14 protein-coding genes are annotated in these 19,629 nt (G+C 74.0%); all 14 read left to right on the top strand.

The window, feature by feature from the left end:
• Positions 1 to 102: 102 nt before the first annotated feature.
• Positions 103 to 3,369, top strand: coding sequence for an isoleucine--tRNA ligase (gene ileS, locus EJK16_RS08750; protein WP_127128417.1), 3,267 nt, complete (start codon positions 103 to 105; stop codon positions 3,367 to 3,369).
• Positions 3,369 to 5,003, top strand: coding sequence for a folylpolyglutamate synthase/dihydrofolate synthase family protein (locus EJK16_RS08745; protein ID WP_127128415.1), 1,635 nt, complete (start codon positions 3,369 to 3,371; stop codon positions 5,001 to 5,003). Before ileS ends, EJK16_RS08745 begins: the two co-directional genes overlap by 1 nt.
• A 160-nt stretch (positions 5,004 to 5,163) precedes the next feature.
• Positions 5,164 to 6,165, top strand: a complete 1,002-nt coding sequence (gene dhaK, locus EJK16_RS08740; protein WP_127128413.1) for a dihydroxyacetone kinase subunit DhaK — start codon at positions 5,164 to 5,166, stop codon at positions 6,163 to 6,165.
• 41 nt (positions 6,166 to 6,206) lie between these two features.
• Positions 6,207 to 6,845 (top strand): dihydroxyacetone kinase subunit DhaL, encoded by a 639-nt coding sequence (gene dhaL / locus EJK16_RS08735; protein WP_127128411.1) that lies wholly within the window; start codon positions 6,207 to 6,209, stop codon positions 6,843 to 6,845.
• Positions 6,842 to 7,669, top strand: a complete 828-nt coding sequence (gene dhaM / locus EJK16_RS08730; protein WP_240645895.1) for a dihydroxyacetone kinase phosphoryl donor subunit DhaM — start codon at positions 6,842 to 6,844, stop codon at positions 7,667 to 7,669. The genes dhaL and dhaM overlap by 4 nt, the downstream gene beginning before the upstream one ends.
• Positions 7,670 to 7,697: 28 nt before the next feature.
• The gene (locus tag EJK16_RS08725) at positions 7,698 to 8,189 is read left to right on the top strand and encodes a DUF4233 domain-containing protein (RefSeq protein WP_127128409.1); all 492 of its coding nucleotides are present in this window, start codon (positions 7,698 to 7,700) and stop codon (positions 8,187 to 8,189) included.
• 212 nt (positions 8,190 to 8,401) lie between these two features.
• Entirely contained in the window at positions 8,402 to 8,836 is a 435-nt protein-coding gene (gene ndk, locus EJK16_RS08720) for a nucleoside-diphosphate kinase (protein WP_127128407.1), read from the top strand.
• 512 nt (positions 8,837 to 9,348) lie between these two features.
• Positions 9,349 to 10,725 (top strand): Nramp family divalent metal transporter, encoded by a 1,377-nt coding sequence (locus EJK16_RS08715; protein WP_240645894.1) that lies wholly within the window; start codon positions 9,349 to 9,351, stop codon positions 10,723 to 10,725.
• Between the two features lie 203 nt (positions 10,726 to 10,928).
• A complete protein-coding gene (smc, locus tag EJK16_RS08710) occupies positions 10,929 to 14,486 on the top strand; it encodes a chromosome segregation protein SMC (protein ID WP_205739676.1) in 3,558 nt (1,185 codons plus the stop codon).
• 171 nt (positions 14,487 to 14,657) lie between these two features.
• Positions 14,658 to 14,969: a hypothetical protein gene (locus EJK16_RS08705; protein WP_127128401.1), complete on the top strand. Its 312-nt coding sequence runs from the start codon at positions 14,658 to 14,660 to the stop codon at positions 14,967 to 14,969.
• 77 nt (positions 14,970 to 15,046) lie between these two features.
• A complete protein-coding gene (ftsY, locus tag EJK16_RS08700) occupies positions 15,047 to 16,246 on the top strand; it encodes a signal recognition particle-docking protein FtsY (protein WP_127128399.1) in 1,200 nt (399 codons plus the stop codon).
• Between the two features lie 171 nt (positions 16,247 to 16,417).
• Positions 16,418 to 17,722: an ammonium transporter gene (locus tag EJK16_RS08695; protein ID WP_205739675.1), complete on the top strand. Its 1,305-nt coding sequence runs from the start codon at positions 16,418 to 16,420 to the stop codon at positions 17,720 to 17,722.
• Positions 17,719 to 18,057: a P-II family nitrogen regulator gene (locus EJK16_RS08690; protein ID WP_127128397.1), complete on the top strand. Its 339-nt coding sequence runs from the start codon at positions 17,719 to 17,721 to the stop codon at positions 18,055 to 18,057. Before EJK16_RS08695 ends, EJK16_RS08690 begins: the two co-directional genes overlap by 4 nt.
• 27 nt (positions 18,058 to 18,084) lie before the next feature.
• Positions 18,085 to 19,629, top strand: a 1,545-nt coding sequence (locus EJK16_RS08685) for a hypothetical protein (protein ID WP_127128395.1), incomplete at its 3' end; no start/stop codon positions are given.

Raw genomic sequence — 19,629 nt, 5'->3', positions numbered from 1 at the left:
CAAGCGAGGTGGTACCGCGGCACCGCGCCGCGCGGCCCGTCCGCGCAGCAGGGTCGTCCTCGCACGTAGTGCACGCACCGCCGCACCGACCGAGGAGCACCATTGCCTGACCAGCCGCGCTACCCCCTGCACCGACCCGGCGCCGAGGTGGACGCCTCGCCGAGCTTCCCCGCGCTCGAGGGGGAGGTGCTGGCCTACTGGGAGCGTGACAGCACCTTCCAGGCCTCGATCGACAACCGGCCCGCCGGCGAGAACGGCGAGAACGAGTTCGTCTTCTACGACGGCCCCCCGTTCGCCAACGGCCTGCCGCACTACGGCCACCTGCTCACCGGGTACGTCAAGGACGTCGTCGGCCGTTTCCAGACGCAGCTGGGCCACCGCGTGGAGCGCCGCTTCGGGTGGGACACCCACGGACTGCCCGCCGAGCTCGAGGCCGAGCGGATCCTGGGCATCACCGACAAGTCGCAGATCGACGAGATGGGCATCGAGGCCTTCAACAAGGCCTGCCGCGACTCGGTGCTGCGCTACACCCAGGAGTGGCGCGACTACGTCACCCGCCAGGCCCGCTGGGTCGACTTCGACCACGACTACAAGACCCTCGACCCCACCTTCATGGAGTCGGTCATCTGGGCCTTCAAGCAGCTCTACGACAAGGGCCTGGCCTACGAGGGCTACCGGGTGCTGCCGTACTGCTGGAACGACCAGACCCCGCTGTCCAACCACGAGCTGCGCATGGACGACGACGTCTACCAGATGCGCCAGGACCCCTCCGTCACCGTCGGCGTGCGCCTGGAGACGGGCGAGCTCGCGCTGATCTGGACGACGACGCCCTGGACCCTGCCGTCGAACCTGGCCGTCGCCGTCGGCCCCGACATCGAGTACGTCGTGGTCGCGCCCGGCGAGGGTGCCCTGGCAGGGCAGAAGGTCATCCTCGCGGCGGCGCGCCTGCACGCCTACGCCCGCGAGCTCGGCGAGGAGCCCGAGGTCCTCGCGCGCCTGGGCGGGACGGAGCTCGTGGGCCGCCGCTACGCCCCGATCTTCGACTACTTCGTCGGCCGCCCCGACACCGAGGCGCCGGGCCCGAACGCCTGGCAGGTGGTGGCCGCCGACTACGTCACCACCGAGGACGGCACCGGCCTGGTCCATCAGGCGCCGGCCTTCGGTGAGGACGACATGGCCGTGTGCCAGGCCAACGACATCGGCACCGTGGTCCCCGTGGACGCCGGCGGCGCGTTCACCACCGAGGTGCCCGACTACGCCGGGACGCAGGTGTTCGAGGCGAACAAGGCGATCATCGCCGACCTCAAGCACGGCTCGGGCCCGCTGGCCCGCCGCCCCGAGGCCGAGCGTGCAGTGCTGGTGCGCCAGGAGACCTACGACCACTCCTACCCGCACTGCTGGCGCTGCCGCCAGCCGCTGATCTACAAGGCGGTGACGAGCTGGTTCGTGCGTGTCACCGAGTTCCGCGACCGCATGGTCGAGCTCAACCAGGACATCACCTGGGTCCCCGAGCACATCAAGGACGGCCAGTTCGGCCACTGGCTCGCCGGCGCCCGCGACTGGTCCATCTCCCGCAACCGGTACTGGGGCACCCCCATCCCGGTGTGGGTCTCGGACGACCCGGCGCACCCGCGCACCGACGTCTACGGCTCCCTCGCCGAGCTCGAGGCCGACTTCGGCCGCCTGCCGGTCGGGCCCGACGGCGAGCCGAACCTGCACCGCCCCTACATCGACGAGCTGACCCGCCCCAACCCGGACGACCCGACGGGCGCGTCCACCATGCGACGCATCCCGGACATCCTCGACGTGTGGTTCGACTCCGGGTCCATGCCCTACGCGCAGGTGCACTACCCGTTCGAGAACCGTGAGTGGTTCGACCACCACTACCCGGGCGACTTCATCGTGGAGTACATCGGGCAGACCCGCGGCTGGTTCTACCTGCTGCACGTGCTCGCCACCGCCCTGTTCGACCGGCCCGCGTTCCACACCGCCGTCTCCCACGGCATCGTGCTCGGCTCCGACGGGCGCAAGATGAGCAAGTCGCTGCGCAACTACCCTGACGTCAACGAGGTCTTCGACCGCGACGGCGCGGACGCCATGCGCCTGTTCCTCATGGGCTCGCCCGTGGTGCGCGGCGGGAACCTCATCGTGACCGAGGAGGGCATCCGGGAGAACGTCCGCCAGGTCCTCCTGCCGCTGTGGAACACCTGGTACTTCTTCGCGCTGTACTCCGGCACCCTGGACGGCGGCCGGGGCTACCTCGCCCGGCCGGTCGCCATGGACGACGCCGCGGAGGTGGCCGGCCTGCACGTCATGGACCGCTACCTGCTCGCCCGCACCCGCGACCTGGCCGCCACGGTGCGCCACCAGCTCGAGACGTACGACGTGCCCGGCGCCGTCCAGTCCGTCCGCGACCACCTGGACGTGCTGACCAACTGGTACGTGCGCACCTCCCGCGACCGGTTCTGGGCCGAGGACACCGGCGCGTTCAACACCCTCTACACCGCCCTGGAGGTCCTCACCCGCGTCATGGCGCCGCTCGCGCCGCTGGTGAGCGAGGAGATCTGGCGCGGCCTGACGGGCGGGCGCAGCGTCCACCTGACCGACTGGCCCGAGCTGCCGGAGACGGTGGCGGCCGACGCGCTCGTCGCGGCGATGGACCAGGTCCGCGACGTCGTCTCCGCAACCCTGGGCCTGCGCAAGGCGAGCTCCCAGCGGGTGCGCCAGCCGCTGCGCACCCTCACCGTCGTGGTCGACGCCCCGGACGCGCTGCGCCCGTTCGCCGACCTGGTCGCCGCGGAGGTCAACGTCAAGGCCGTCGACGTGCGCGCCCTGGCCGACGGCGCCGCCGAGCAGTTCGGCGTCGTCACCCGGCTCACCGTCAACGCCCGCGCGGCCGGCCCCCGCCTCGGCAAGGACGTCCAGCGCGCGATCAAGGCGGCCCGCGAGGGCTTCTGGGAGCAGCAGGACGGCGGCGACGGCGCCCTGGGCGTCCTCGTCGACGGCATCGAGCTGCGGGAGGGCGAGTTCACCCTCACCACCGAGGTCGAGGACCGGGAGGGCGGGACCAGCGTGGCCGCCGTGCTGCCCGGCGGCGGGTTCGTGGTCCTGGACATCGCCGTCGACGACGAGCTCGCCGCCGAGGGCTACGCCCGTGACGTCGTCCGCGCCGTCCAGGACGAGCGCAAGGCGGCCGGGCTGTACGTGGCCGACCGCATCCGCCTCGACCTCGTGGTCCCGGCGGACAAGGTGGCCGCGGTCCAGACCCACCGCGACCTCATCGCGAGCGAGACCCTCGCGCTCGAGCTGAGCGTCGCGCCCGGCGCGGTGGACGGGCCCCGGGCCACGGTCGCGAAGATGGAGGCGTGATGAGCGAGCACACCGGGGACGGGCACCGCAACCCCGAGGAGGCCGAGCGCGAGGCCCGGGAGCGGATCGAGGCTCTCATGGCCGCCGCCGACGCCCCCGAGGGCGCCGCCGCGGACGCGGCCGACGCCGCCGCCGAGGCGGCCGAGGACGAGCGGGAGGAGGCGGAGACGGGCCTGCGCGCCCTGCTGTCCTCCGCGCTCATCGCCGGTCCCGACCCGCGCGTCGCCGACGAGGTCCGCGGCGAGGACGACGCACCCGGCGAGGAGAGCCACGCCGCCGCCGTCGCGCACGCCAAGGCCGAGGAGGAGGTCCGGCAGATCTACCTCGACATCCTCACCCGCGCGCCCGAGCACGACGTCCAGCCCAGCCTCGAACGGGTCGAGGCCGTGCTCGACCTGCTCGGCGCGCCGCACCGCGCCTACCCCGTCGTCCACCTGACGGGCACGAACGGGAAGACCTCCACGGCCCGCATGATCGAGCGGCTGCTGCGGGAGAAGGGCCTGCACACCGGGCGCTTCACCTCCCCGCACCTGCACACGGTCCGTGAGCGCATCGCCCTGGACGGCGACCCGATCGCCCCCGAGGCGTTCGTCGCCACCTGGCAGGACGTCGCCCCCTACATCGCCATGGTGGACGAGCGCTCGCAGGCGGAGGGCAAGCCCAGGCTGAGCTTCTTCGAGGTCTTCACCGTCATGGCCTACGCCGCGTTCGCCGACGCCCCCGTCGACGTCGCCGTCGTCGAGGTGGGGATGGGCGGCCGCTGGGACGCGACCAACGTCGCCGACGGCACCGTGGAGGTGCTCACCCGGATCGACCGCGACCACGAGCGCTGGCTGGGCTACGAGCTCACGCAGATCGCGAACGAGAAGGTCGGCATCATCACGGACGGCTCCACCGTGGTCTCCGCCGAGCAGGAGGAGGACGTCGCCGGGATCATCATGTCCGCGGCCGCCCAGCACGGCGCGCGGCTGCTGCGCGACGGCGACGACCTCGCGATCCTCGACCGCCAGCTCGGCGTGGGCGGGCAGATGCTCACCCTGCGCACCGCCGCGGGCGTCTACGCCGACGTGTTCCTGCCCCTGCACGGCGTGCACCAGGCCCACAACGCCCTGCTCGCGCTCGCGGCCGTGGAGGCCTTCTTCGGCGGCGGCGCCCTGGACGGCGGCGTCGTCGAGCAGGCGTTCGCCAACGTGGACTCGCCCGGCCGCCTCGAGGTCGTGCGCCGCAGCCCCACGATCCTCGTGGACGCTGCGCACAACCCCGCCGGCATCGACGCGCTGCGGGCGGCGGTGGAGGAGGCGTTCGGCTTCTCCCACCTCGTCGGTGTCGTCGGGATCATGGCGGACAAGGACGTCGAGGGCATCCTCTCCGGCCTGGAGCCGCTGCTGGCCGAGATCGTCGTCACCCGGGCGACGACGGACCGGGCCATGGACGTCGAGGAGCTGGCGGAGGTCGCCGTCGACGTCTTCGGCGAGGACCGCGTGCACGTGGCCGAGCGCCTCGACGACGCCATCGACCGGGCCGTCACGCTCGCGGAGCGCGACCCGGATGAGGTGGTGACCACCACCGGCGTGCTGGTGGCTGGGTCGGTGATCCTGGCCGCGGAGGTGCGGGCGCTGATGGGCCGCTCCTGAGGCGCCCCGCCCCGGCTGCGTTCCGTGACCAGGTCGCCGACCTGCGGCGACGGATTCGGCGCTCTGGTCACGGAACACGTAGCCGCATGTGGGTGGGAGGGGCCAGGATGGGGACCGTGGCCCTGAGCGGGCCGGCCGCGACCACGCAAAGGAGCACGTCGTGAAGAAGCTCATCAACGACCCGCAGAACGTCGTGCGGGAGTCCCTGCGCGGCTTCGGCCTCGCGTACCCCGACCTCGTCCGGGTGAGCGAGGACCCGATGTTCGTCAGCCGCGCCGGCGGCGCGGAGCAGGGCAAGGTCGGCCTGGTCTCCGGCGGCGGCAGCGGGCACGAGCCCCTGCACGCCGGGTACGTGGGCGTCGGCATGCTGGGCGCGGCCGTCCCCGGTGCCGTGTTCACGTCCCCGACGCCCGACCCGATCCTCGAGGCCACGAAGGCCGCCGACGGCGGCGCGGGCGTCCTGCACATCGTGAAGAACTACACCGGGGACGTGCTCAACTTCGAGACGGCCGCCGAGCTCGCCGAGGCGGAGGACATCGAGGTCTCCGCGGTGGTCGTCAACGACGACGTCGCCGTGGAGGACTCCCTGTACACCGCGGGACGGCGCGGGGTGGGCGGCACGGTGCTGGTGGAGAAGATCGCCGGGGCGGCGGCCGAGCGCGGCGACGACCTCGCGGCCGTGACGGCCGTCGCGCAGCAGGTGATCGGCAACGTGCGCTCCATGGGGGTCGCGCTGAGCGCCTGCACGGTCCCGCACGCGGGCAAGCCCTCCTTCGACCTGGCCGAGGACGAGATCGAGATCGGCATCGGCATCCACGGCGAGCCCGGCCGCCACCGCATCCCGATGGCCACGGCCGACGAGATCACCGACCAGCTGCTCGACCCGGTGCTGCACGACCTGGGCGTGGGCAGCGGCGAGCAGGTGCTGCTCTTCGTCAACGGCATGGGCGGCACGCCCCTGTCGGAGCTGTACATCGTCTACAACCACGCCCGGGAGGTCCTCGACGGACGGGGGATCACCGTGGGCCGCTCGCTGGTCGGCAACTACATCACCGCGCTGGAGATGCAGGGCGCCTCCATCACGGTGCTGCGCCTGGACGAGTCCCTCACCGCGCTGTGGGACGCGCCCGTCCACACGCCCGCGCTGCGGTGGGGCGTCTGAGCCGGTCCGCGGACCGGGAAGAACAAGGGAGAACACAACGCATGGGCACCACGCTGGGGACCGACTGGGCGCTGGACTGGATGACGAGGGCGGTCAAGGTGGTCTCCGACCACCGGATCGAGCTGATCGAGCTCGACCGCGCCATCGGGGACGGTGACCACGGCGAGAACCTCGACCGGGGGTTCACCGCAGTGGCGGCCAAGCTGGCGGGCGCGCGCCCGGCCGACGCGGGGGAGGTGCTCAAGACCGTCGCCACCACGCTGATGTCGACGGTCGGCGGCGCGGCGGGACCGTTGTACGGCACGGCGTTCCTGCGGGGGGCGAAGGCCGCCGACGGCGAGCTGGACGCCGCCGGGGTCGCCGCGGTCCTGGAGGCCGGGCTGCAGGGCATCAAGGCCCGGGGCAAGGCCGAGCCCGGTGAGAAGACGATGGTCGACGCGTGGACCCCGGCGGCGGCCGCGGCCCGCGAGGCGGCCGAGGCGGGTCGCAGCGCGGTGGAGGCCCTGCGGGCGGCCGCCGACGCGGCCGTCGCCGGCTCCGAGGCGACCATCCCGATGACGGCGACCAAGGGGCGCGCCAGCTACCTCGGGGAGCGGTCGGCCGGCCACCGCGACCCGGGCGCGGAGTCCTCGGCGCTGCTCCTCGTGGCCGCGGCCGAGGCGGCCGAGGCGGCGGCGTGAGCGCCCCGCCCGGCCCCGCCGGCGCGCCTGGCGCTGCCGACGGGACCGGCGCGGGGGCGGCGCGCGCCGGACTGGTCATCGTCTCCCACTCCGCCCGCCTCGCCGACGGCGTGGTGGAGGTGGCGGCCCAGATGGCGCCGGACGTGCTGCTGCGCGCCGCCGGCGGCACCGACGGCGGCGGTGTGGGCACCAGCTTCGAGAAGGTCGAGGCGGCCGTCACCGCGCTGCTCGGCGAGCCGTCGGTCTCGGGGGTGGTGGTGCTCACCGACCTCGGCTCGGCCACGATGACGGCCGAGTCCGTCCTCGAGATGCTCGACGACGACCGGCGCGACGTCGTCGTCCTCGCCGACGGGCCGCTCGTCGAGGGCGCTGTCGCGGGGGCGGTCGCCGCCCAGGGGGGCGCCGACGTCCGCGCGGTGGCCCGGACCGTCGCGGAGGCCGCGCGGAGCTTCGGCGCCGGCCAGGGCGGCGCCGGCCAGAACGGCGGCGAGCACGGTGGCGCGGGGGCGGCGAGCAGTGCCACGGCCACGGCCACCGCGGGCGGGGCGGGCAACCGCTCCGAGGGCGAGGTCGTCGCCCGCGTCCTCACGCTGCGGAACAAGGTGGGCCTGCACGCCCGGCCCGCGGCGCTGCTGGCCCGGCTCGTCTCCGGCTTCGACGCCGAGGTGACCGTCAACGACGTCGACGCCACCAGCGTGCTCGCCCTCATGGGTCTCGGGCTCGAGATGGGCGACCAGATGCGGGTGCGCGCGGGAGGCGAGCAGGCCGAGGTGGCTTTGGACGCGGTGGCCAGGGCGGTCGACGAGGGCTTCGGCGAGGAGTAGCCCGCGCCGAGCGGTTAGCCTGGCGGGCGTGAGCACCACACCTCCCGCACCAGACGCCGGCGACCGCGCGCCCTCCCGGGGGCCCGGCCACGGCGGGTCCGCACCGCGGACGGACGACGGGGCGGGGGCGCCGCGCCGCCCGGGCTCGGCGCGAGTGATGTTCGCCATGTCCGTCCTGGTCAGCGAGATCCTCATCATCCTCTTCGCCACCCTCGTCGGGCACGGCCTGCGCCTGGCCGACCTCGGCGTGGTGTGGGGCGTCGGCGGGGGCGCGATGGTGCTCTGTGCGCTCGCGGCCGCCCTGCTGCGCCGGGGCCCCGTCGGCTACATCATCGGCTCCGCCGTCCAGGTGCTGCTCATCGCCTCCGGGGCGGTCGTGCCCATGATGTACGCCGTGGGCGCCATCTTCGCGATCCTGTGGATCGCCGCGATGCGGGTGGGCGGGCGCATCGACGTCGAACGCCAGGAGCGCTACCTCGCCGAGGTCGAGCACCACCGCAGCTCGACGGGCTCGCCCTGACCCGCCCCCCGTTGAGGGCGTGACAGGTCAAGTCCTCGCATAGCCTGGTCGTGAGCGGTCATCTCCTCGCGCTGCCGGGCCGTGACCGGTCATCTCCTCGCAGTGCTGGGTCGTGAGCGGTCGTCTCCTGACGGGGCCGCCCCCCGCCGCGCTGCGAGGACTTGACCTGTCGGCGGCATGGGGGGCGGGCGGGGCCGGTAGTCTGCCTCGACGTGACTTCTTCTGCCGCCACCGAGCGCACCCTCGTCCTCGTCAAGCCCGACGCCGTCGCCCGTAACCTCACCGGTGAGGTCCTGCGGCGCATCGAGGCGAAGGGCTACCGGCTCGTCGCCCTCGAGCTGCGTACCGCGGACACCGACCTCCTCGCCCAGCACTACGCCGAGCACGAGGGAAAGCCCTTCTTCCAGCCGCTGGTCGACTTCATGATGTCCGGGCCCGTCGTCGCCGCCGTCCTCGAGGGCCAGCGCGTCATCGAGGGCTTCCGCTCCATGGCCGGCACCACGGAACCCACGGCGGCCGCGCCCGGCACGATCCGCGGCGACCTCGGCCGCGACTGGGGCACCGCCGTTGTGCAGAACCTCGTGCACGGCTCGGACTCGCCCGAGTCCGCGGCCCGCGAGATCGGGCTCTGGTTCCCGGCCGTCTGACCCTCGCCGTCAGGACGTGTCCGCGCCGCCCATGTCCGGCCACAGCGGCCGGGCGCGGGCCGCGGCGTCCAGGATGGCGTCCGCGTCAAGGTCGTGGGCGGAGTGGTTGATCCCGCGTGGGCTCGCCCCCGGTCGGGTAGGCCCGCAGCCGGTCAGCGGCACGACGGCGTCCGCGGACCGCCCGAGACCAGCTCGACCGGCACGACACCTGGCACGGGGGCGATCCCCTGCCAGGCCGACTGCGGGCGCGGCGGTGGCGCGCGCCCGCGGTAGCGCAATGTCGCGCCTGTCTCCCAGCGACGGCGAGCATCACCGATGCAACAACCTGCAACAGTTCGTCGAAACGTCCGCGACGGTGCCTATCCTGCCCAGGCCGTTTTCTGAAGAGCGTTCCCTGTCCGGGGGCGCGGAGCTGAGCGGCACTGACCGCGAGCATCCCACTCGGGGCGACGAAGCCTGAAGGTGAAGAGGAATCAACCGTGACTGCGCAAACTGTTGAACGCAAAACGACCTTGGACAGGGGCCTGGATCCCTATGTGCTGGACCCGGCCAAGATCCAGCAGCCTCCGAGCACCCTGCGCGGCAGCCTGAAGTTCCTCGGCCCGGGCATGATCACCAGTGCCGCGGTCGTGGGGTCCGGCGAGCTGCTGACCGCCACCGCGCTGGGCGCCAAGGTCGGCTTCATGCTGTTCTGGCTCATCCTCGTCTCGACCTTCGTCAAGGTGTGGGTGCAGGTCGAGCTGGCCCGCTGGTCCATCTCCACCGGCAAGCCGGCCATCACCGGCTACAACGACGTGCCGCCGAAGTTCTTGGGCCGCGGTTGGATGGCCTGGCTGGTGCTGCTCATGTTCCTGCAGTTCCTGATCGGCCAGGCGGGCGTCATCAGTGGCGCTGCGCTGGCGTTCTCGATGCTGCTCCCGATCGGGGGTGACCCGTTCTCGGTGCTGTCCATCGGTGTGTGGGTCGCGATCCTCGTGGTGGTCGCGATCGGCATCCACCTCGCGAACCGCTACGAGCTGGTGGAGAACATCTCCACGTTCCTTGTCCTGCTGGTCACCCTGTTCGCGGTCGCCGTGGTCTTCATGGTCCAGTACACCGAGTTCGCCTGGAGCGGCGCCGACATCGCGGACGGGCTGCGCTTCCAGATCGCCGCCGGGGCCATGGGCATCGCCCTGGCGATGTTCGGCATGACCGGCGTCGGCGCCGGTGAGATCACGGCCTACACCTACTGGGTCGTCGAGAAGGGCTACGCGGCGTGGACCGGCCCGAACGACGGCTCGGAGGGCTGGGTGAGCCGGGCCCGCGGCTGGATCAAGGTCATGAAGCTGGACGCCTGGGTGTCGTGGTGCATCTACACCATCTCCACCGCGGCCTTCTACATGCTCGGGGCCTCGGTCCTGAACCCCCAGGGCCTGGAGCCCGAGGGCACCCAGGTCATGGAGGTCATCTCCGGCATCTTCTCGACCACGGTCGGGCAGTGGGGCGGCACCCTGTTCCTCTTCGGAGCCGGTGTGGCGTTGTTCAAGACGATCATCGCCAACGTGCCGAGCCTGGGCCGCCAGGTCGCCAACACGCTGTCGGTCTTCGGCGCGTTCGACTGGATGGACATGGTCGTGCGCGACAAGTGGATGCGCGTCATCATGATCATCCTGCCGATCACGTGGGGCACCCTCGGCGTCCTCGCCAACTCCCCGCTGGCGCTGGTGGTCCTCGCCGGCATTCTCAACGCCCTGTTCCTCATGGGTGTCGCCGTGGCGACGCTGTACCTGTCCCGCACGCAGACCGATCCGCGTGTCAAGGACGGCAACGGCTTCATGGTGCTGCTGGTGATCTCCGCCCTCGCGATCTTCGCGGTCGGCAGCCTGGCGCTGTACGACGTGTTCGTCTGATCCCCACCACAGACCGCGAGGCCCGGCTCGAACCGGGCCTCGCGGTCTGTTCTGTCCGGAGAGGGGGGCGACGGCGGGCTCGACGAGCACGTCCAGTCCCGTCCGCCGACCGGTGCCGGTGCTGGTCGGCTGTGAGTGGCGCCGCCGCGGGGGAGGGAACCGGAAAACGGTCGATGTCCCCCCGTGCCCATATGCTGCGGACCGTGCACCTGAAGACGTTGACGCTGCGAGGGTTCAAGTCCTTCGCGTCCGCGACGACGCTGCACCTCGAGCCGGGGATCACCGCCGTGGTGGGCCCGAACGGCTCCGGGAAGTCCAACGTCGTCGACGCCCTGTCCTGGGTCATGGGGGAGCAGGGCGCCAAGACCCTGCGCGGCGGGTCGATGGCGGACGTGATCTTCGCCGGCACGTCCTCGCGCGCGCCGCTCGGCCGCGCCGAGGTGTCCCTGACCATCGACAACGCCGACGGGCTGCTGCCCATCGAGTACGCCGAGGTGACCATCTCCCGCACCCTGTTCCGCGCGGGCGGGTCGGAGTACGCGATCAACGGCACCCCCTGCCGGCTCCTCGACATCCAGGAGCTGCTCTCCGACACCGGCATGGGCAAGGAGATGCACGTCATCGTGGGCCAGGGGCGGCTCGACTCCGTCCTCCAGGCCACCGCCGAGGAGCGGCGCGGCTTCATCGAGGAGGCCGCCGGCGTGCTCAAGCACCGCCGCCGCAAGGAGAAGGCGCTGCGCAAGCTCGACGCGATGCAGGCGAACCTGGCCCGGGTGACCGACCTGGCGGCCGAGATCCGGCGCCAGCTCGGGCCGCTGGCCCGCCAGGCCGACGTCGCCCGCCGCGCCCAGGTGGTCCAGGCCGACCTGCGTGACGCGCGCGCCCGCCTCCTCGCCGACGACCTGGTCCAGCTCAGCGCGACCCTGGCCCGCGAGGTCGCCGACGAGACGGCGCTGCGCGCCCGCCGCGCGCAGGTCGAGGCCGCCCAGCACGAGGTCCGGGACCGCCTCGCGGCGCTGGAGCAGGCCGCCGTCGCCGCCGCGCCCCGCCTGGGCCGGGCCACCGACGTCTGGTTCCGGCTCTCCGGGCTCGGCGAGCGGCTGCGGGCCCTCGGCGACGTCGCCGCCGAACGGTGCCGGCTGCTCGCCGTCCCCGCGGCGGAGCCTGCGGGCGGGCGCGACCCGGAGGAGCTGGAGGCGAGGGCCGCCGCCGTGCGCGAGCAGGAGGAGGCCCTCCAGGCCGAGCTCGCCGCGGCGCGGGAGTCCCTGGCCGCCGCCGTCGCCGCGCGCACCGCGGCGGAGAACGCCGAGCGGGACGCGGAACGGGCGCTGGCCACCGTGCACCGCGGCGTGGCCGACCGGCGCGAGGGGCTCGCCCGCCTGACCGGTCAGGTCGCGGCGCGCCGCTCCCGCCTGGAGGCCGCTGAGGCCGAGCTCGGCCGGCTGCGCGAGGGCCTCACCGCCGCGCAGGAACGCGCGCGGGTCGCCGAGGCCGAGTTCACGGCCCTGGAGCAGCAGGTCGCCGGTGTCGAGGACGGTGAGGAGGGCCTCGACGACGCGCACGAGGCCGCCACCGCCGACCTGGAGGCGGCCGAGGCGGACGTCACGGCCCTCGTCGAGGCCGAGCGGGCCGCCGAGGCCGAGCGGGCCACCTGGTCCGCCCGCCGCGACACGCTCGCGCTCTCGATGCGCCGCAAGGACGGCACCGGCGCGCTCCTCGAGTCCGGGCTGGGTGGCCTCCTCGGCGCGGTGCCCGAGCAGATCGGTGTCGAGGCCGGGTACGAGAATGCCGTCGCGGCCGCGCTCGGGCCGTTCGCGGACGCCGCCGTCGTCGCGTCGACCGACGTCGCCGCCCGGGTCGTGCGCACGGCCCGCGAGGACGACGCCGGCCAGGTGCGCCTCGTGGTGGCCGGGGCGCCCGCCCCGGCGCAGGCCCCCGGCCCTGCCCCCGCGGGCGCCCGGTGGGCGGCCGACCTCGTCAGGGTCGCCGACCCCGCGGTGCGCGCGGCCATCGACCGGCTCCTGGGCGGCACAGTCGTCGTCGAGGACCTCGCCGCCGCCCGCCGGGTGCTCGACGAGGCGCCGGACCTGACGGCCGTCACCCGCGTGGGCGACCTGCTCTCTGCCGTGGCCGCCCACGGCGGGGCCCCGGGTGCGCCGAGCGTCCTCGAGCTGCACGCGGCCCACGAGGAGGCGGCCGGCGAGGCCGACGCCGCCGCGGCCCGCCGCGAGCAGGCGCGCTTCGCGCTCGGGCCCGCCCGCGAGCGGGCCAGGGAGGCGCAGGAGCGGGTCCGCGCCACCCTGGACGACCTGCACGCCTCCGACGCCCGCATGACCGCGGTCGCCGAGCGGCTCGCCCGGCTGGGCTCGTCCCTGCGGGGCGCGCACGCCGAGGTGGAGCGCACCCGCCCCGCGATCGAGCGGGCCGAGACCGAGACCACCGACCACGCCGCCGAGCTGGCCGCCCTGACCGAGTGGCTGGCGGTCGCCGAGCGGGAGCCGGCGCAGGCCGAGGACGACCTGGCGGGCGCGACGCAGGCGCGGGACCGCGCCACGGAGGTGGCGCGCGCGGCGCGCACCGCGGAGACGGACGCCCGGCTCGCGGTCCGCACCGCGGAGGAGCGGGCCACGGCGCTGTCCGGGCGCGCCGCGTCCCTGGCCGCCGCGGCGCGGGCCGAGCGGGAGGCCCGCCGCCGGGCCGCCGAGAAGGAGGCCCGCCGCGCCGCCCAGGCCCGGGTCGCCGCCGAGGTGCGCGAGGGCGCCGTGCGGGCCGGCGCCGCCATCGAGCGGTCCGTGGCCGAGGCCGCGGCCGAGCGCGCCGCCGCGGAGGCGGAGCGCGCAGAGCGGGAGACGGAGCTGGCCGCGGTGCGGGCCGAGCTCGAGGAGATCGGCGCCGAGCTCGCGGCCCTGACGGACGTCGCGCACCGCGACGAGGTGGCGCGCGCCGAGCAGCGGCTGCGGATCACCCAGCTGGAGGAACGGGCCGTGGCCGAGCTGGGCCTGGACGCCCGGGTCCTGGTCGACGAGTTCGGGCCCGACCGGCCCGTGCCCCAGGCTGCGGACGGCGAGGACGCCGCGGCGGCGCGGCCCTACGTGCGCGCCGAGCAGGAGAAGCGGCTCAAGGCGGCGGAGCGGGACCTCGCCCGCCTCGGCAAGGTCAACCCGCTGGCCCTGGAGGAGCACGCCGCCCTCGCCGAGCGCCACAAGTTCCTCACCGACCAGCTGGCGGACCTGAAGAAGTCCCGGGCCGACCTCATGGAGATCGTCCGGGAGGTCGACGAGCGCGTCGAACGCGCCTTCGCGGAGGCCTTCGCGGACACCGCGGCGCAGTTCGAGGACGTCTTCCCCCGCCTCTTCCCCGGCGGCGAGGGGAAGCTCCTGCTCACCGACCCGGACAACATGCTCACCACCGGCATCGAGATCGAGGCCCGCCCCGCCGGCAAGAAGGTCAAGCGCCTCTCCCTCCTGTCCGGCGGGGAGCGGTCCCTCACGGCCGTCGCCCTGCTCGTCTCGATCTTCAAGGCCAGGCCCAGCCCCTTCTACGTCATGGACGAGGTCGAGGCCGCCCTCGACGACGTCAACCTCGGGCGGCTGCTGGAGATCTTCACCGAGCTGCGCGCCAGCTCGCAGCTCATCGTCATCACCCACCAGAAGCGCACGATGGAGATCGCCGACGCCCTCTACGGCGTCACGATGCGCGGCGACGGCGTCACCACGGTGATCTCCCAGCGGCTCGAGAAGGAGCCCGCGCGCCTCGGGTGAGGCCGCCCCGGGAGGCCGCGCGCCTCGGGTGGCCGGGTGCCTCAGGTGGGACCGCCCCGTCCCTCCCGCGTGCCGGACGGCGGAGCCGCGGTGAGCAACCTCACCGCGGCGCCCGGCCCGCCCGGGTGGACCACGCTGCGCGCCGGGCGCGGATGCCGCGATACTGGGCCCATGACGGGGGCTCTGGTGTTCATGTTTCTCGCCGCGCTGTGCGCGACGGGTGTCCTGCTGCTGCTCGCCGCCGAGCGGCGCCCGGACACCGGGTGGTCGACGTGGTGGCGCGAGAGCGTGGACGCGTGGCGCTCTGACGAGCTCAAGGTGAGCAGGAAGGACCGGCGCGCCGGCGACGTCCGCGACGCGCCGCTCGCGGACCTGTTCAGCCTCGGCGAGCCGGTGGACGAGCCGGCGTACGCCCGCCCCGAGGAGCTCCGCTCGACCATCGAGCAGGCCCGCCGGCAGGCCCGGGCGGTCACGCGCCGCTGACCTGAGCCCGGCGCGCCGGCGCCGGACCCGCCCGGCGCTGTCGACCCGTGCCGCGCCGGTGCACCACACTGGGACCCATGACCGAGCTGACCTGGATCCTCATCGCCGTCGTCGCCCTCGTGGTGGTGGCCGGCATCGTCGGGGCTGTCGCCCTCACCAGCGCGCGGCGGCGCAGCCGCGGGTCCTCGGCCACGCTGCCGCCGGCCGACGTGAGCCCCTTCGAGATCGACCAGCCGCCGGCCGGCGGCGCCAGCGCCGCCGCCACCGACGTCCTCGAGCCCGAGGCGGCACCCGCGCCCGAGGTGGCCCCCGCGCCCGCGGCGCCCACCCTCGAGCGCCCGGAGCCGGTCGCCGGCCGGCTCCAGCGCCTGCGCGCGCGCCTCGCCCGGGCCGGGACGCTCGGGCAGACCCTCCTCGCGATCCTCTCCCGCGGCGACCTCGCCGAGAGCGACTGGGAGGAGATCGAGGAGACCCTCCTGCTCGCCGACGTCGGCATCGGCCCGACCACCGAGCTCATGGACACGCTCCGCACGCAGACCAGGATCCTCGGGACCACCGACGCCGAGACCGTCCGGGACGTGCTGCGCAAGGAGCTCCTCGCGCTCGTCGACCCCACCCTGGACCGCACGCTCCACGTCGAGCCTGCCATCGGCGACGACGGCGAGCCGCACCCGGCCACCGTGCTCGTCGTCGGGGTCAACGGCACCGGCAAGACCACCACGGTGGGCAAGCTCGCCCGCCTGCTCGTCGCCGAGGACCACGACGTCGTCCTCGGCGCCGCCGACACGTTCCGCGCCGCCGCCGCCGACCAGCTCTCGACGTGGGGCGCCCGGGTGGGCGTGCCCGTCGTCCGCTCGGACCGCGACGGCGCCGACCCCGCCGCCGTCGCCTTCGACGCGGTGAAGGAGGGACGCGAGACCGGCGCCGACGTCGTCCTCGTGGACACCGCGGGCCGGCTGCAGAACAAGGCGGGCCTCATGGACGAGCTGGGCAAGATCAAGCGGGTGATGTCCCGCCAGGCCCCCGTCCGGGAGGTGCTGCTCGTCCTCGACGCGACGACCGGGCAGAACGGCCTGCGCCAGGCGCAGGTCTTCGCCGAGGTCGTCGACGTGACGGGCATCGTCCTGACCAAGCTCGACGGCACCGCCAAGGGCGGGATCGTCGTCGCCGTCCAGCGCGAGCTCGGCGTCCCGGTGAAGTTCGTGGGCCTGGGGGAGGGCCCCGACGACCTCGCCCCGTTCGTGCCCGAGGAGTTCGTGGACGCGCTGCTGTCCTGAGGCCCCGCCGGCCCCGACGTCCCACATGGTGAGCGAACTCCCGCGCCGCAACACGATCGTCACGCCCCGGGCAATTTCGTCACACGCCTGAAACGTCCCTGTGCGCGGGGCGAAACGTGCGGGCTGGACCGTGGTACCCGTCCAGCCGCAGGTGCTGGCGAGGGAGGAACCATGGATACCGGTGCGACTGCGTGGATGCTGGCCTCAGCGTCACTCGTGCTCCTCATGACACCCGGGCTGGCGCTCTTCTACGGCGGCATGTCCAGGTCGAAGTCCGTGCTCAACATGATGATGATGTCCTTCGGCGCCATGGGCGTGGTCGGGGTCATCTACGTGCTGTGGGGCTGGTCGATGTCCTTCGGGGGCGCCAGCGTCGGCGGCGTGTTCGGCAACCCGCTCGACAAGTTCGGCCTCTCGGGCGTCATCTACGGGCCCGGCGGCGACTTCGCGCTCAACGCCTTCCACTACCCGGTGGTGATCGACGTCGCGTTCCAGGTGACGTTCGCGATCATCACCGTCGCCCTGATCTCCGGGGCGATCGCCGACCGCACGAAGTTCTCCACGTGGATGGTCTTCGTCGCGATCTGGGCGACCCTGGTGTACTTCCCCATGGCCCACATGGTCTGGAACCTGGGGCTGCTCAGCGCCGACGGCCCGTTCGGGGGCATCGCCGCGCCGATCGACTTCGCGGGCGGCACCGTCGTCCACATCAACGCCGGCATGGCCGGCCTGGTGCTCGCCCTGATCATCGGCAAGCGCAAGGGCTTCGGCGCGGTGCCGATGCGGCCGCACAACCTCACGCTGACGATGCTGGGCGCCGGCCTGCTGTGGTTCGGCTGGTTCGGCTTCAACGCGGGCTCGGCGTTCGGCGCCAACGGCACCGCCGGCCTGGCGTGGGTCAACACCACCACCGCCACCTGCGCGGCGATGCTCGGCTGGCTCCTCACGGAGAAGCTCCGGGACGGCCACGCCACCTCGCTCGGCGCGGCGTCCGGCGTCGTCGCCGGGCTGGTCGCCATCACCCCCGCCGCGGGGGCCCTCAGCCCGGTCGGCGCGATCGCCCTCGGCGTCGTCGCCGGCGCCCTGTGCGCCCTGGCGGTCGGCCTGAAGTACCGGTTCGGCTACGACGACTCCCTCGACGTCGTCGGTGTCCACCTGGTCGGCGGCCTCGTCGGCACCGTCTCCATCGGCTTCCTCGGCACCTCCACCGGGCTGCTCTACGGCGGTGGCGTCAACCAGCTCGTCGTCCAGGTCATCATCGCCCTCGCCGCGGTCGTGTTCTCGGGCGTGATGACCACGATCATCGGCCTGGCGCTCCGGGCCGCCATGGGCTGGCGGGTCTCCGACGAGGCCGAGACGGTCGGCGTCGACCAGTCCGAGCACGGCGAGAGTGCGTACGAGGGCATCACGGCGGGTAGGTTCGCAGCGGAGTCGACCATCGGTGCCGCGCGCACCACGACGGAGGTAAAGGCATGAAGCTCGTGACCGCAATCGTCCAGCCCCACCGGCTCGATGACGTGAAGAAGGCCCTCGAGGCCGCCGGTGTCCACGGCATGACCGTCTCGGAGGCCAACGGCTACGGCCGCCAGCACGGCCACACCGAGGTCTACCGCGGCGCCGAGTACACCATCGAGCTCGTGCCCAAGGTCCGTGTGGAGATCGTCGTCGGCGACGCCGACGTCCCCGCCGTCGTCGACGCCGTGGTGGGCGCCGCCCACTCCGGGCGGATCGGGGACGGCAAGGTCTGGACCGTCCCGGTCGAGGACATCGTGCGGGTGCGCACCGGTGAGCGCGGCCCCGACGCCCTGTGACCGTCCCGGCATGACCACGAGGCACCGATGACGGGCCTGGCGCCGGACCCCACCACGGTGGGGCTCCTGCGCCAGGCCCGTCTCGCGTTCCCGGCACCCGACCTTCGCCAGCCCGGCGCGGGGCCCCGGTACCGTCGCGGCCTCGCGGACCTCGCCGACGCGGCGCTCGTGGCCCTGTGGGAGGACGCCGGCCGGCGCACCGGCCTCGACCTCGACCACGGCGTCGCGCTGACGGCGGTGGGCAGCCTCGGCCGCCGCGACGGCGGCCCGCTGTCCGACCTCGACCTGCTGCTCGTCCACGACGGCTCGCTCACCCCAGCGCAGCAGGGCGCCCTCGCCGACGCGCTCTGGTACCCCATCTGGGACGGCAAGCTCGACCTCGACCACTCCGTGCGTAGCCTCGCCCAGTGCCGCCAGGTCGCCTCGACGGACCTCCCGGCCGCCGTCGGGCTCCTGGACGTGCGCGCCGTGGCGGGCGACCGCGCGGTGGCGGGTGCCGCGTCCCAGGCGGTGCTCGCGGACTGGCGCTCGGCCGCCCGCCGGCGCCTGTCCGAGCTCCTCGACTCCGTCGCCGAGCGGGCCGAGCGCGCCGGGGAGCTGGCGTACCTCATCGAGCCGGACCTGAAGGAGGCGCGCGGCGGCCTGCGCGACGCCGTCATCGTCCGCGCCTTGACCGCGACCTGGCTGACCGACCGCCCGCACGGCGACCTCGACAGGGCGTACACGCACCTCCTCGACGTCCGCGACGCCCTGACCCTGGTCACCGGGCGCCGCACGAACACGCTGCTGCTCGCCGAGCAGGACGACGTCGCGCACCGCCTCGGCCTCTCCCCGACGGGCACGGGCGCCGTGGTCGGCACGAGCCCCTCCGGCCGGCCCGTGACCGACGTCGCCGACGACCTGCTCGCCTCCATCGCCGGCGCCGCCCGCGTGATCTCCGCCGCCCTGGACGCGACCGTGCGCCGCGCCCGGCAGGCCGTGGAGAAGCCCCGGCCCCGGCTGCTGCGCCCCTTCATGGTGCGGGGCCGGGCGATGCCCCCGCGGCTGCCGTCGGCGGGGGAGGGCCTCCTCGAGCACGACGGCGAGCTCGTCCTGGCCGGCGGCGTCGACCCCGCGGCGGACCCGCTCGTGGCGCTGCGCGCCGCGGCGACGGCGGCGCGGACCGCGCTCCCGCTCTCCCCGGTCACGCTGAGCTCGCTGGCCGCCGCCGCGCCCGTGCCCGAGCCCTGGCCGGCCGAGGCCCGCGCGCTGCTCCTCGAGCTGCTCGCCCAGGGGCAGGCGCAGGTGCCGGTCTGGGAGGCGCTGGACCTCGCCGGCGTCGTGACCACGTGGTTCCCCGAGTGGCGGGCGGTGCGCAACCGGCCCCAGCGCACGGCGGTGCACCGCCACACCGTGGACCGGCACATGGTCGAGACGGCCGCGCGGGTCGGCGCCGGCGGGCCGGCCGGCGCCTACTTGTTGTTCGACACCGACGTGGAGCCAACGTCGGTTCGACGTCCGGTTTGGGCGTCGAAGGTGAGGATGTCTGCGTTGTCTACCTCCATCCACACGTCAGAGTCCAGGGGGAACTCG

The sequence above is a fragment of the Georgenia sp. SYP-B2076 genome, from assembly GCF_003991205.1.
Classification (GTDB): Bacteria; Actinomycetota; Actinomycetes; order Actinomycetales; family Actinomycetaceae; genus Georgenia.
Note: the sequence above shows the minus strand (reverse complement) of the source record. Positions and strands in the feature narration are given on the sequence as shown.

Bases quoted from the DNA above. Each gene is read 5' to 3' on its own strand.
- EJK16_RS08745 (WP_127128415.1), top strand. From the start codon at position 3,369: ATGAGCGAGCACACCGGGGACGGGCACCGCAACCCCGAGGAGGCCGAG.
- dhaL (WP_127128411.1), top strand. From the start codon at position 6,207: ATGGGCACCACGCTGGGGACCGACTGGGCGCTGGACTGGATGACGAGG.
- EJK16_RS08705 (WP_127128401.1), top strand. From the start codon at position 14,658: ATGACGGGGGCTCTGGTGTTCATGTTTCTCGCCGCGCTGTGCGCGACG.
- ftsY (WP_127128399.1), top strand. From the start codon at position 15,047: ATGACCGAGCTGACCTGGATCCTCATCGCCGTCGTCGCCCTCGTGGTG.
- EJK16_RS08695 (WP_205739675.1), top strand. From the start codon at position 16,418: ATGGATACCGGTGCGACTGCGTGGATGCTGGCCTCAGCGTCACTCGTG.
- EJK16_RS08690 (WP_127128397.1), top strand. From the start codon at position 17,719: ATGAAGCTCGTGACCGCAATCGTCCAGCCCCACCGGCTCGATGACGTG.